This window comes from Rhodoferax sp., assembly GCF_012927445.1.
GTDB lineage: Bacteria > Pseudomonadota > Gammaproteobacteria > Burkholderiales > Burkholderiaceae_C > Rhodoferax.
In genome coordinates this window covers 306,052-318,499 of record NZ_JABBPD010000004.1, presented here as the reverse complement: position 1 = coordinate 318,499, position 12,448 = coordinate 306,052, and the positions used below count along the sequence as shown (strand labels likewise).

Sequence of the window (12,448 nt, the reverse complement as noted above, 5' to 3'; positions counted from 1 at the left end):
CTTGTTATGTAGCTTGACTAATCTTCATCTGGCCCGCCATTTTTTTCGATACGGCGGGCGTATACGGTCATTTCCTTAGCAGCTTGTTTGTCGCCCTTTGCTTCGGCTACCGCAATGCCTTCGCGGTAGGCGACCAAGGCTTCGGCGGGCTGACCCGATTCGACCAGGGCGCGACCCAACAGCTTCCAGGCGGCGGAGTATTTTGGGTCCAGTAGTACCGCCTGCTTCAGGTGGTTTGCGGCGCTGACCAGGTCGTCGACCTTGAGGTATTCGCTGCCCAGGGAGAAGCGCAGAAGCGCAGTATTCTTGCCGCCAGCAAGCATTTTCTCGAAGTTTTGGATGATGGGTGTGATCATGGCTATTCCAGGTTGTGGCTGTTTCATGCGGCCGACTCGTCCTCAAATGGCCACTGCTCGCACCGGTAACCCATGTTCCAGAACATCCACTCGTAACGGCTCGTTGTGCGGAAATGGCGCCGCATGGCTGCGCGCTCGACGTCGCCGAGTTGGGCGGCGACCTCGTTCGTCGCCTCAAGCACCGCGCCGACAAGGGCGCCGAACTCGGCAGAGCCGTAGGTCCCGATCCAGCGTGCATACAGCGGATTCGGCGAACCGGCACGCGCCAGCTCTTTGCCTACCTCCCAGTAAATCCAGTAGCAGGGAAGGAGAGCAGCAAGCGCCTCATGGAAGGGCGCCCCGTACGCGACCGCGAGGAGATAGTTGTTGTACGCCAGGGTGGTTGGCGCGGGCGGGGTGGCGAGCACGGCTTGCGCGCTCAGATCGAACTCGCGGAAGAAGTCTTCGTGGAGCGTCCGCTCGACGCGAAGCGCGCCCGCTGCGTGTTCGGCCAGCATGATGATCCAGTCATCCTTCGGCGCTCGGCCCCCGGTGATCGCGAGCGCGCGGGCGAACTCACGCAGGTAGAGCGCGTCCTGGACGGCGTAGAACTCGAAGCGCTCGCGCGGCAGTGATCCGTCGGTCAGTCCTGCGATAAACGGGTGGCGCAGGATTGCTGCGTAGATCGGCTCGATCGACACCCAGAGTTCGTCCGTGAACGAGGTCTGGGGGGCCGCGAGAAGTGGCGCGCTCACGTGCTGGTTCTCCATAGATCAATCTCTTCGTCGGGCTTCATGCGGCCTTCGACCCGGTGACTTTCGATCAACTTCTGCGTTACGTTTTTACGCATGGCCGAGCACCCCTGCGGGTGGGTCCATACAACCGCTCAGAACGTGCGGATGTCCAGGAAATTTCCGGTATGTTCGTGACGTTTTCCTGCGTCGTCGTACCAACAAAGAAGATTTTCGTCCTCGTTCTCGTCCTTGGCGAGCTTATGCGCTCCGTCACAGAAAGGCTGATTCTTGGACAAGCCGCATTGGCAGAGATATTTTTCTTCGCCGCCAATAACAAGCTTATAAGGTTTACTGAGAGTGCGTTTCACCATACGTGCCATCATGATCTCCTGGGGTGTCTTGGCCACTTGGGCGTGGCGTTGCTTGCGATGTCATGCTCTGCCAACCGTGCCATCCGGCAGAGTCCAGAGTCCAGAGTCTCAAGTTGTCGTTGCCGGATTTTTTGTTGTTCAAATCATCCTTCAACACCACGGAATTATAAGAAGCTTCTATAAAACCCCGCTGTCAAAGTGGCGTGACGAATGGTTGGGATAGTGACACTGGAAAGCTGTTTTTCGGAATGACGTGACGCCCGATTTCGACCACGCTCCTGACGCCGCACAACGCCATCCTTGGTCTGATTGGCCGGATGCACCGACGACTGCCGAGAACGTACTGAAGGCACTGAAAGCCTGAGGCGGTCAATCTGATCAGCCCATGGGGATTCTGGCCGTTCACGGCCCGTCGAAAAATCGAATAGCATGACCGGCTATGACCATGACCATGACCTCCGAAGCTATCGCACACATCGCCGCACGGACGTTGGCGCATTATGAGCATCACGCAGACGAGTTCTGGCGCGGAACGCGCGATCATGACGTGAGCCAAAACATCGCCGCGCTGCTGCACTACATCGAGGCACCCCCGCCGTTTGAGCTGCTCGACTTCGGGTGCGGTCCAGGACGCGATCTCAAGACCTTCAAGGAGCTTGGACACCACCCCACTGGCCTTGAGGGCGCGGAGCGGCTTGCCACGATGGCGCGCGCCTACAGCGGCTGCGAAGTGCTGCAGCAAAATTTCCTCGAACTCAATTTGCCGGCCGCGCACTTCGACGGCGTGTTCGCCAACGCCGTGCTGTTCCATGTTCCCAGCCAGGCCTTGCCGCGGATACTAGAGGAACTGCATGCGACCCTGAAACCAGGCGGCGTACTCTTCAGCTCCAACCCCCGCGGCGATGGGCGAGAGGGCTGGAGCGGCGAGCGCTACGGCACCTTTCATGATTGGCAGGCTTGGCGCACCTATTTGTCAGCCGCAGGCTTCGTCGAACTGACGCACTACTACCGCCCCGCCGGCCTGCCGTTTGAGGCGCAGCCCTGGCTGGCCAGCGTGTGGCGCAAGCCAACGGTCTGAATGAAGCTGTCCTAAAAACTGAGGCTAGTTGAGATGCTCATTCGTACCAAGGCCCGATGCGCTCCGTGGCCCGACTCATGGCGGCCAGCGCCGGGCATCAGCCCTTCACCAGCCCACCGTCGACAATCAGATTCTGCCCCGTCACGGAGCGGGACCACGGGGAAGCGAAGAACAGCGCGGCGTCCGCGAACTCCTCCGGGGTGGTGACCCGGCGCAGCGGGGTGCCGGCCGCAATCAGGTCAAAGACCTCCTCCGGCGTGGCCGAGCTGGCATCCGTGGTGCGCAGCAGCCCGCCCGAAATCATATTCACGGTAATCCCATCCGGGCCCAGATCGTGCGCCAGCGTGCGGGTCAGCGAGAGCAGCGCCGCCTTGGCCGCGGTGTAGTCATGGTAGGGGACCACCGGGTTTTGGAAGAGGTTGGTGCCAACATTGATGATCCGCCCGAAGCCGGCCGCGCGCATTCCGGGCAGCGCCGTCTGGACGGTGTTCAAGGCGCCCCGCACTGTACCGGAAAACTGCTGATCCAGGTTCTCCCAGCTCAATGTATCCGCATGCGGCCGGGCATCCCCGTTGAAGGAGAAATCAGCGAGCGCATTGTTGATGACGGTGCTGATAGGGGAGCCGAAATGCGCAGCCGCTTCTTCGAACAGCGCAGCGACCTGCTGCGCATCACGCACATCCGCCCGGATGGCCAGCGCCCGTTCCGGGAATGCGGCGGCGGTTTCCCGGGCCGCGTCCGCACTGCCCAGATAGTTGACCACCACGCGGGCGCCTTCGCGTAGGAAAGACTGCACCAGGCGGGCCCCCAAGCCGCGGGCGCCCCCGGTGACCAACACCACCTGGTCACGAATAGGCAGGGCGGCCGACGTTAAAGCCTTGTTGTCAGTAGCGGGGAAATTTGTATTTGCCATCCATTTACTCCAAGTAAAAAGTTGGCAGGTAGGCTTGATCCGGGCCTGTGATGCGTCACCGGAGAATAGCGTGACGCCTTTGAGCGGACCTGCTTCCCTGCGCGAGGATTACCTCAATCAGGTTCAAAGGGACTTTCTCAGTCGTCCGGCCTGCAGTGCAGACCGTCCAACACCCCTAGCGAATGTGCTCTGTTGAGCACGGTACGTATTTTACTTGTGCTCAAGCGGCCTGTCGGACGCGAGTTCCACATCTTCGTGGAAACGGTTGCCGACCGGCGTGGCCGTGACGAATTCCGCGCGGATCACGAAGTCGCCGAAGCGTTCGCTGTCGTTCCGCTCGTTCGCGTACTGCACGAGCGGTGGAATCGCCTTGAAGTGTTGCGAGGCGGTACCAGTGTGACGCCTGGGTAATGTCCGGCGCAATACCCGAACCGTATTCATAAAGCTCGCCCAGACCGCGCTGCGCCATGGCTAAATGTTGTTGTGCTGCGAGCAGCATCCAAGAAAAGGCGATGGCCTCGTCCCTCATACACGCCACGGCCGTGAAGGTAGCGTATAGCCAGCAAACGTTGTGCGCAGGCAACGCCATGACTAGCGTCAGTTCGTAATACTGCAGCCGATTCTTCCCACGTAAAAAAGCCTTCTGTGCGTTGAGTTCGTCAGTCATTCTCATACCCCTATTGATCTCTTCACCACGCTTCATGCCCTATTCGACCAGGTCGATTTTCGATCAACTTCTGCGTTACGTTTTTGGTCGCGGACAGGGACTCCTGTGGGCCCTGCCCACTCACGTTTAGATATTCAATGCTCCTGTCTCCAGGATGCGCTGGTTGGCGGCGAAGACGCGTACGTCCTGCGATATCTTCATTGAACAGAAATGGGGGCCGCACATCGCGCAAAAATGCGCTGACTTGGCACCCTCCGCCGGTAGTGTTTCATCATGAAATTCGCGCGCCGTGTCCGGATCGAGACCGAGATTGAACTGGTCCTCCCAACGGAACTCGAAGCGTGCCTTGGACAAGGCGTTGTCGCGGATTTGAGCACCGGGGTGCCCCTTGGCAAGGTCGGCCGCATGGGCCGCAATCTTGTAAGTGATGACACCCGTCTTGACATCATCTTTGTTCGGCAGGCCGAGGTGCTCCTTGGGCGTGACGTAGCACAGCATGGCGGTGCCGTACCAGCCTATCATGGCCGCGCCGATGCCGGAAGTGATGTGGTCATAGCCTGGTGCAATATCGGTGGTCAGCGGCCCGAGGGTGTAGAACGGTGCTTCGTGGCACTTGTCCAACTGCAATTCCATATTTTCTTTGATCATGTGCATCGGCACGTGACCGGGCCCCTCGATCATGACTTGTACGTCGTGCTTCCATGCGATCTGGGTCAGCTCACCCAAGGTTTTTAATTCACTGAACTGCGCTTCGTCATTGGCGTCGTAGATCGAACCGGGACGCAGACCATCACCCAGACTAAAGCTGACGTCATACGCCTTCATGATCTCGCAGATGTCTTCGAAATGGGTGTACAGGAACGACTCCTGCTTATGTGCCATGCACCACTTGGCCATGATCGAGCCGCCGCGCGAAACGATTCCGGTCATGCGATTGGCACACATCGGCACATACGCGAGCAACACACCGGCGTGGATGGTGAAGTAATCCACACCCTGTTCGGCCTGCTCGATCAGCGTATCGCGGTAGATTTCCCAGGTCAGGTCTTCGGCCTTGCCGTTGACTTTTTCCAGCGCCTGGTAAATCGGCACGGTGCCGATCGGCACGGGGGAATTGCGAATGATCCATTCGCGCGTCTCGTGGATATTTTTGCCGGTGGACAGGTCCATCACATTGTCAGCACCCCAGCGGATCGCCCAGGTCAGTTTATCGACTTCCTCGCAGATGCTGGAGGTGGTGGCCGAGTTACCGATATTGGCATTGATTTTCACCAGGAAATTGCGACCGATAATCATCGGCTCGATTTCTGGATGGTTGATGTTGAGCGGGATGATGGCGCGGCCACGAGCAACTTCTTCACGCACAAACTCAGGCGTGATTTCGGCCGGGATACTAGCGCCGAATGACTGGCCTGGATGCTGGCGGCCCATTAATTCAGCCATTTTTTTGCCTGTCGGGCCGGATGTTTTTAATTCTTCCAGATACTCCTTGCGCCGCATATTTTCGCGGATTGCGACGTACTCCATCTCCGGCGTGATAATGCCTTGCCGGGCGTAGTGCATCTGCGACACATTTTTACCTGGCAATGCGCGACGCGGCTTCCGCGTGAGGTTAAAACGCATGTCGGCCAGCTTCGGGTCATTCATGCGTTCAATGCCGTAAGCCGAACTCGGGCCGGATAACTCCTCGGTGTCGCCACGATCGATAATCCATGGCGTGCGCGGCGTTTGCAGGCCGGAACTGATGTCGATGCTGACATGGGGATCGGTGTACGGTCCGGAGCAGTCATAGACAACAATCGACGGGTTCTTTTCCACGTCGTAGGGAGCGGCGGTATCCGACTGGCTGATTTCGCGCATCGCTACCTGGATATCAGGGCGCGATCCTTCGATATAGATTTTTCGGGAATTCGGCAGCGGTAGGATGGCGCGTTCATCCACCGTGGCGGTTGCGGACAGGAATTTCGGTTTGGCGTTCATTGGGTTCTCCTAGTGGGTTACGTTGAATTTTGCTTATTGATGCGGCACGGTGAAGTATTAACTTCCGTTCGGCCTGATGAGTAGTGTTCGGAGGTGCGAGACCTTCCCAGCCGAGTTCATCAGTCATTCTCATTGCTCCTACCTCGATCTTCGTGAACTGACTTTTCGATACGGCGGGCGTATACGGTCATTTCCTTGGCGGCTTGTTTGTCGCCCTTTGCTTCGGCCACCGCGATGCCTTCGCGGTAGGCGACCAAGGCGTCGGCAGGCTGGCCCGATTCGACGAGTGCGCGACCCAGCAGCTTCCAGGCGGCGGAATATTTTGGATCCAGTGCCACCGCCTGCCTCAGGTGGTTTACGGCGTTGACTGGTTCGCCGGCCTTGAGGTATTCGCTGCCCAGGGAGAAGCGCAGCAGCGTATTATCCTTACCACTGGCAAGCATTTTCTCGAAGCTCTGGATGATGGCTGTGGTCATGGGTATTCCAGGTTGTGGCTTTTCTGCCGAACCAGGTTGATCAGGCTGCCCGCCAGTACCACTTCAACTTGGCGCGGCGTCATCGGGTGTTCGGTCTCATATGTCTCATTCTGGGTCAGTGTTTGATCGATTTTCAAACCGACCTCTTCACCGAGCCTCATACCGCCTTCAACCAGGTAACTTGCAATCAAATTCTGCGCTACGTTTTTACTCATGGCCGGATACTTCTGTAGGTTTTAGTTTGGATACTCACCGTTCTTCCTCGACGTTGTAGGCAGGCAAGGTGCTGAGCCGTCCGTCTTCAACCGGGGCGCCCACCGTGAAGTGGTAGAAACTCTGCCACTCGCGCGAGGCGATGCCGAAGGCCGCATGGACCGGGTCGTCAAAGTAGCAGCCGATCCCGGTGGCGCGGATGCCCGCCTCTTCGGCTTCCAGGTAAAGCAGCTGGCCCACCATGCCGGCCTCCCAGAACAGGTTCCGGTAGAAGGCGGCGCCGTAGGTGGCCAGGCTGTCCCTGTAGTCGGCGATCATGGCCAGGCTGAAGGCGCCATCGCCGGCGATGGCCTGGCCGCAGGAGACGGTGCTCGCCAGCGCTCGACAGTCCCCTTCCTTGAGGAGATACAAGGGGAGCCCGGGTGGGCAGTCGGGCACGCGCTGCCAACAAAATTCTGAACCCATCACGGCCTTGAGAATCTCGACCTTGCCCGGATCCCGGGCGAGCGCATAGAGACCAGGGGCCAAGCCGTCGACGCGGTGGACGAAGAGCCCGAGGTGGATGCGCGGCCGCCAGGGAATCGCATCCCAAGGCATCGCTCGCCCGTCGCGTGTCGGAATCAATCGAGCGAGCATGCGGAAAAAGGCTTCCTGCGAGATCGCCGTCGAGCCATCCATCGCTACCGCGCTGCGGCGGCCAAGAATAGCCTGCTCCACAGTGAGCAGACCCTGGCGAACGGGTGTCCCGAAGAGTTCCTCCTCCGAAGGGAAGCCGGAAAAATCCTCCGTGATCGGCGCGCTTTCACAGCGTCGTGTCGCCTGCGCAACCTCATCGATCACGGGCCACTCGACGCTGTGTACTGGGCTTAGCGTGTTGGCACGGCCCTGCCAAAGTAGGCCACTGCTTTGCGCCGTTAGCGGCTTCAAGTCGGTCGCAAGCGGCATCGAAAAATCCGGTGTAATCAACACGAGGAGCTCAGCTTCCTCGCGCTCTGCCTCCGTGAAATCCTCATCGCGGTCAAGCCCAAGGAGGCTGGCAATGGTGCCATCGCTCACGCCGCCCTGGAGCACCAATCTCCAGCCGAGCGCTGCTGCTGCGATACGCAGGCTGGCCAGCGCGTGTCCGACGTCGTGCTGGCAGTAGCGGAACGCGCGCTCACCGTACTTCCAGGCTTCGCGCCAATGAACCGACGATAGCCCTACAAGAAAGGAGCCCTCAGGGAAAGACGCAACCAGCTCGGTCCACCGCTTCGCGTCGAGCGTCGCTCGCCGTTCGAGAGCGTGCTCCCTCGGCGCGTAGTGGTACACCGCTGGTGTGTCACCCAAGCCCTCGAGCGCAGGCAGCAGGGCATAGCCCTCGGTTGGATGCAGATTCCCGCTCGACGGATTGGCGCGCAACGGCCAGCGGGTCTCGCCGACTTGCTTCCATGCCGTCAACGAGAGTGCGTAGCGGAAAAACAGCGAGACCGACTCGAACGATAGCGCCGCCGGCGGCAAAGTCGCGCTCGCATAGAGCTGCCAATAGGGCAGTGGGCGGCCCGCTTTGGGCAGCGGGAGACGAACCAGGTCCGCGCCCGCGTAGCGCCGAAACGGATCGGGCTGCGTTGCCCAGTCCATATAGCCCTGCGCGGCGGCGTAGCGGTGGAAGTGGTGCTTGGTCCGCTCGTGGTAGGCGACGACCACTTCTTCGGGAGACGCATCTCCCCCGAGAAGGCCCGCTCGTTCGAGCGCACCTGGCTCCCCCGATAGGGGTGAAAGACGATGGGGTGTGATGGCAATTTTCGTCATACGGTGAAGTACTCAAAGAGTGCCTGTGCGCTCGTCACCGGCGCGTCACAGCTTCGGTTTCGGCACACGTAGGCACCGGGTAGGCCGCCTACGGTGTGTCGTCCCTGGTCGATCAGTTTTCGAAAAATCATGACGAGCAGCTCATATACGACAATCCAGCGACCTCAAAGAACTCAGACGACTTGGGCCTATAGTATTTCTCCTCCACCTCCTTCGACTGCTCGGCGTAGGGCTGCGTCATGACTTCCTGCAGCTCTCGAACTAGAGAGTAGTTCCCCGCAGTCGCTTGGCTGTACGCAGGCACAACGAACCACTCTCGCAAACTGTATTTTGGGTTGACGAGTTTCATCTGCCTAGAGAGCTCCTCACGGGAAGGGGGCTGCGCAGCATTCGCGTCGGTCGTGCTGGCGCTGACTATGAGAGATTTCCATTTTGCGAGCCACTCTGACCAGCTCTTGTCCATCCCTTCGGAGTCATCGTAGAAGCTTTTTTTGAGTGGGCCAATGTCGTCGGGTACCATTGAGAGCTCGCGGAAGAAGAGGGTGTAATCGACAGGAGTTTGCACCATGAGCGTTTCGAGCTCACTGAACAACGCCGCGTGAAAAGTGCCGAGTCCAAGTTTGGCAGCCCACATCTTCTCCATTTGCGCTTGCATCACTGTCGCAAAGCCACTTCGAATCTCGTCGAGCTGTCGCAGATAGTCCTGATGCGACGTCAGTGATGTCAGCAAGGGCCGCAACGCCGTACAAAACATGTGGAAGTTGCGTTCCGCTGCCACGGCTTGGTTCAGGAACGCGAAGTGATGTCCGCCACCCGTCCATGGCTGGTAGTGCGGGTTGAACACATCGCAGAATCCGAATGGACCGTAGTCGAGTGTGAAGCCACCGGCCGCGCAGTTGTCGCTGTTGAAGTTGCCCTGGCAGTAGCCGACGCGGATCCAGTTCGCCACAAGCGACGTCAGGCGGCTGCGGAACTCGCGCGCGAGCAACACCACTTTTTCGGCAGTGCTTAGTTTCTTGTCGATGACGTCACCGTACTCACGATCGATCAAGTGCAACACAATCTGCTCGAGCTCATCCATCGCTTTCGGGTGTTCCTTCTTGCGCGCACGGCGACCGAAGAGCTCGAGTTGACCGACCCGAATGAACGACGGTGCGACGCGCGTCGAAATGGCGACTGCCTCCGATATAAGCATGTCGGGATCCTGCGAGCGCGAGCCCTCCGAATACCACGGCCGCTTGACCTTCTCCGTTTTTGAAACGTACAAACTCAGAGACCGTGACGTTGGCACACCGAGCGCATGCATGTGCTCCTGCGCTAAGAACTCCCGGACACTTGAGCGCAGGACGGCGCGACCGTCCGCGCCGCGGCAGTATGGCGTCCGGCCGCCACCTTTTAGCTGCATTTCCCAGCGTCGACTGTTGATGACGGCCTCAAGCACGGAAACTGCGCGACCGTCGCCGTATCCGTTGCCGGTTTGGAACGGGCACTGTTGGGTGTATTCGGTGCCGAAGATGGACAATGCGTACCCACACGCCCAACCCACCTTGCGCATCGGCTTCGGAACGTGCGAGATGTCGCCGGAGAACATGCGGACGAAGTCGGCCGACTGTGCCATGCTGTCGGCGAAGCCAAGTTCGCGAAAAAAGTTTTTGCTGTGAGCGACGTACTCGGGGTCTTTGATTGGCGTGGGATTGATGGGGACATAGTGGCCCGTAAAAACTTGTCGCGGCGCGTGGTCGGCTCCGTCTGCTTTCGCGTCAGGATCGCAGTTGAGCGTGTCCATAAGCGAGTAGTTTGCCAACTTTGCAAGATCGTCGAGCGTCGCGATGGTTGGGGAGGTTTCCTGGGACAGTCGATTTGTCATAGGTCTACTCATGGCGCGGGTAGAACGGCTGCTTCCCCGCTGCGTGATCCGTCGCATCCACGATTTCCACGATTTCCGGGGCGACCCTTTTCACCATCACTTCCAAGCCCTGTCTCAGGGTCACCTGGGAGGACCCGCAGCCCTGGCAGCCGCCGCTCATGCTGATGAAAAGCTTGCCTTCACGGACCTCCACGAGCGAAATCTTCCCGCCGTGGTTCGCGATGGAGCGATTGACTTGCCCGTCCAGCAGTTGCTGAACGACCACGTCAAGCTCGGCGTCGGATCGTCCTTGTGTGCTGGAGTACGCAGCCATCTCCAGGATCGCCGGCACGCCGGTGAGCAGCTGCGCCCGGATGGCCGTCCCGATGGCCGCTTTCAGTCCCGACCACGAGGCGCCTGACTCCTTGCCGATGGTCACCACGTTTTCCACGATAAGCACATTGGCCACACCGGCGAGCGCGAACAGTCGCTCGACTAGCGGCGACCCGGCAGCCCGTTCCTTGTTGCCGAAGAAGAAGGGGCCGCCGGGATGTAAGCTGCGGCTCACGGTGAACTTGCAGGTGTCGGGGTCGGCGAGCGAAGTCTCCGCGCGGATGCTGATCGGCTGCTCCACCAGCGTCGGATTCGCAGACGTCCTATCCACAGTCATGGCGTCAGACATTTTCGACGCTCTTCGCCGCAGTGCGCTCGCCCAAAGCGCGCAGGTCGTTAAACGAATGGATACCGCTGTTATGGCCATCGTTCCAATCGAACCCGATCGCGTAGTTGCCCACGCTCACGATCTGGCGCGGGCTCACATCAGAGCGCACCGTCTTGGGATCGAGCAGCTTGCGTCCGCTCATCTCCTCGACGCAGAGGGCGCAATGGCACGACAGGCGCAGGTCGCGCACATCGAAGTCGTCGCGATGGCCATCCTCCCACAGAATAGACAAGGTACGCGGATCGCGGCGCAGGAGACCGATGGGCGTGTTGCGCGCTCCGGCAGACCGCACTGCGCCTTCCAGCCAGGCCGGCGCCCCCTCGTTGCTGTCCCACTTCCAGACAAAGGGCTTCAGCGTCGCGACCGCCGCGTGGAGCTGCTCCACCAGCGCTGCGGCGATGGTGGCGTACACCCGTGCGCTGACCGACTTCGGCAGGTCCACCATGATGGGCCTGCCCTCATCACCGCAGGTGACGACATCGGCATCGAGGGGTAAGGCGCCCAGGAACGGGACGCCGAGCTCCTGGCTCATCTGCTCGCCGCCGCCGTGACGGAAGATATCCGTGCTCTCGCCGCAGTGGGGGCAGGTGAAGGTGCGCATGTTCTCGACGATCCCAAGAATCGGGACCTGCACTTTCTCGAACATGCGCAAGCCGCGTCGGGCGATCTTGAGGCTTACGGCCTGGGGTGTCGTCACGATCACCACGCCCGACAGCGGCATGCTCTGCGCCAGCGTCAACTGGGTATCGCCGGTGCCGGGCGGCAGATCGAGAATCAGGTAGTCCAGCGGTCCCCATTGCACGCCGCCGACGAACATCTTCAGGTATTTGCCCACCATCGGCCCGCGCAAGACGGCCGGTTTGTCATCGCCGGTGAGCATGCCCATCGACACCACCTTCAGGCCGTGCCGCTCTGCCGGGATCATCCTGTTCTCCGGAGTCATCGCTGGCGGCTCACCGGTCGGAATGCCAAGCATGCCGGGGATGCTGGGGCCAAGAATGTCGGCGTCTACTATCCCGACACTCGCCCCGAGCTGCTGCAGCGCGAGCGCGAGGTTGACGCTCACCGTGGATTTTCCGACGCCGCCTTTGCCGCTGCCGACGGCGATGATGTGACGGATGCCCGGAAGTTTCTCGGGGCCGACGGCCGGCTGGGATATCGTGCCAGGCGCGTGCTGCTGGTGATTGTGGTCAGTGGTCTGCATGGCTAAGTTCCTTGTATCTTCAATTCACGGGGTAAATTGCTGCGAGCTCGGCCCCCAGAAAAACTCATCGCGAATTGGACGATTCTCGAAGTAGCACTCGAGGAGCAGTTTCGCGATCGTCA

The 12,448-nt window shown here is 59.9% G+C and carries 12 protein-coding genes, 1 pseudogene and 1 riboswitch; of the genes and pseudogenes, 1 reads left to right on the top strand and 12 read right to left on the bottom strand.

From position 1 onward, the window contains the following. Positions 1-17: 17 nt before the first annotated feature. From HHJ17_RS07060 to HHJ17_RS07050, 3 genes are all read right to left on the bottom strand, one after another. Entirely contained in the window at positions 18-356 is a 339-nt protein-coding gene (locus HHJ17_RS07060) for a tetratricopeptide repeat protein (RefSeq protein ID WP_296501651.1), read from the bottom strand. Positions 357-379: 23 nt separating this feature from the next. Beyond that, positions 380-1,105 carry a thiaminase II gene (gene tenA / locus HHJ17_RS07055; protein ID WP_296501652.1) on the bottom strand — a complete coding sequence of 242 codons (726 nt, stop codon included), beginning with the start codon at positions 1,103-1,105 and terminating at the stop codon, positions 380-382. A 116-nt stretch (positions 1,106-1,221) separates the two neighbouring features. Next, positions 1,222-1,452 (bottom strand): CDGSH iron-sulfur domain-containing protein, encoded by a 231-nt coding sequence (locus HHJ17_RS07050; protein ID WP_296505362.1) that lies wholly within the window; start codon positions 1,450-1,452, stop codon positions 1,222-1,224. A gap of 433 nt (positions 1,453-1,885) precedes the next feature. Between HHJ17_RS07050 and HHJ17_RS07045 the strand changes: the two genes are divergently transcribed. Then, positions 1,886-2,518: a class I SAM-dependent methyltransferase gene (locus tag HHJ17_RS07045; RefSeq protein WP_296501725.1), complete on the top strand. Its 633-nt coding sequence runs from the start codon at positions 1,886-1,888 to the stop codon at positions 2,516-2,518. Between the two features lie 97 nt (positions 2,519-2,615). Here the strand turns inward: HHJ17_RS07045 and HHJ17_RS07040 are convergent, their stop codons facing one another. The 9 genes and pseudogenes from HHJ17_RS07040 to HHJ17_RS07000 form a co-directional block, all read right to left on the bottom strand. Beyond that, a complete protein-coding gene (locus HHJ17_RS07040; protein WP_296501654.1) occupies positions 2,616-3,431 on the bottom strand; it encodes a 3-oxoacyl-ACP reductase in 816 nt (271 codons plus the stop codon). Between the two features lie 77 nt (positions 3,432-3,508). Then, positions 3,509-3,618, bottom strand: a riboswitch (TPP riboswitch). Positions 3,619-3,651: 33 nt separating this feature from the next. After that, positions 3,652-3,900: an SEL1-like repeat protein gene (locus tag HHJ17_RS07035; RefSeq protein WP_366557535.1), complete on the bottom strand. Its 249-nt coding sequence runs from the start codon at positions 3,898-3,900 to the stop codon at positions 3,652-3,654. Positions 3,901-4,263: 363 nt separating this feature from the next. Beyond that, positions 4,264-6,078: pseudogene (gene thiC / locus HHJ17_RS07030) on the bottom strand (phosphomethylpyrimidine synthase ThiC); the annotation flags it as partial. Between the two features lie 119 nt (positions 6,079-6,197). Then, positions 6,198-6,542 (bottom strand): tetratricopeptide repeat protein, encoded by a 345-nt coding sequence (locus HHJ17_RS07025; protein WP_366557534.1) that lies wholly within the window; start codon positions 6,540-6,542, stop codon positions 6,198-6,200. Between the two features lie 8 nt (positions 6,543-6,550). Then, the gene (locus HHJ17_RS07020; RefSeq protein WP_296501657.1) at positions 6,551-6,769 is read right to left on the bottom strand and encodes a hypothetical protein; all 219 of its coding nucleotides are present in this window, start codon (positions 6,767-6,769) and stop codon (positions 6,551-6,553) included. 34 nt (positions 6,770-6,803) lie between these two features. Next, positions 6,804-8,555 (bottom strand): SagB/ThcOx family dehydrogenase, encoded by a 1,752-nt coding sequence (locus HHJ17_RS07015; RefSeq protein WP_296501658.1) that lies wholly within the window; start codon positions 8,553-8,555, stop codon positions 6,804-6,806. A gap of 127 nt (positions 8,556-8,682) precedes the next feature. Beyond that, positions 8,683-10,422, bottom strand: a complete 1,740-nt coding sequence (locus HHJ17_RS07010) for a protein adenylyltransferase SelO family protein (RefSeq protein ID WP_296501659.1) — start codon at positions 10,420-10,422, stop codon at positions 8,683-8,685. 4 nt (positions 10,423-10,426) lie between these two features. Continuing rightward, on the bottom strand, positions 10,427-11,083 hold the full coding sequence (locus tag HHJ17_RS07005) for a NifU family protein (protein WP_296501660.1): 657 nt from the start codon (positions 11,081-11,083) through the stop codon (positions 10,427-10,429). Then, a complete protein-coding gene (locus HHJ17_RS07000; protein WP_296501661.1) occupies positions 11,076-12,326 on the bottom strand; it encodes a P-loop NTPase in 1,251 nt (416 codons plus the stop codon). The genes HHJ17_RS07005 and HHJ17_RS07000 overlap by 8 nt, the downstream gene beginning before the upstream one ends. Positions 12,327-12,448 lie beyond the last annotated feature (122 nt).

Excerpts from the sequence above, each read along its gene's own strand:
- HHJ17_RS07000 (WP_296501661.1), bottom strand. The coding sequence starts at position 12,326 with ATGCAGACCACTGACCACAATCACCAGCAGCACGCGCCTGGCACGATA.
- HHJ17_RS07015 (WP_296501658.1), bottom strand. The coding sequence starts at position 8,555 with ATGACGAAAATTGCCATCACACCCCATCGTCTTTCACCCCTATCGGGG.
- HHJ17_RS07035 (WP_366557535.1), bottom strand. The coding sequence starts at position 3,900 with ATGGCGCAGCGCGGTCTGGGCGAGCTTTATGAATACGGTTCGGGTATT.
- HHJ17_RS07005 (WP_296501660.1), bottom strand. The coding sequence starts at position 11,083 with ATGTCTGACGCCATGACTGTGGATAGGACGTCTGCGAATCCGACGCTG.
- HHJ17_RS07020 (WP_296501657.1), bottom strand. The coding sequence starts at position 6,769 with ATGAGTAAAAACGTAGCGCAGAATTTGATTGCAAGTTACCTGGTTGAA.
- tenA (WP_296501652.1), bottom strand. The coding sequence starts at position 1,105 with ATGGAGAACCAGCACGTGAGCGCGCCACTTCTCGCGGCCCCCCAGACC.
- HHJ17_RS07060 (WP_296501651.1), bottom strand. The coding sequence starts at position 356 with ATGATCACACCCATCATCCAAAACTTCGAGAAAATGCTTGCTGGCGGC.
- HHJ17_RS07045 (WP_296501725.1), top strand. The coding sequence starts at position 1,886 with ATGACCATGACCTCCGAAGCTATCGCACACATCGCCGCACGGACGTTG.
- HHJ17_RS07050 (WP_296505362.1), bottom strand. The coding sequence starts at position 1,452 with ATGATGGCACGTATGGTGAAACGCACTCTCAGTAAACCTTATAAGCTT.
- HHJ17_RS07040 (WP_296501654.1), bottom strand. The coding sequence starts at position 3,431 with ATGGCAAATACAAATTTCCCCGCTACTGACAACAAGGCTTTAACGTCG.
- HHJ17_RS07010 (WP_296501659.1), bottom strand. The coding sequence starts at position 10,422 with ATGACAAATCGACTGTCCCAGGAAACCTCCCCAACCATCGCGACGCTC.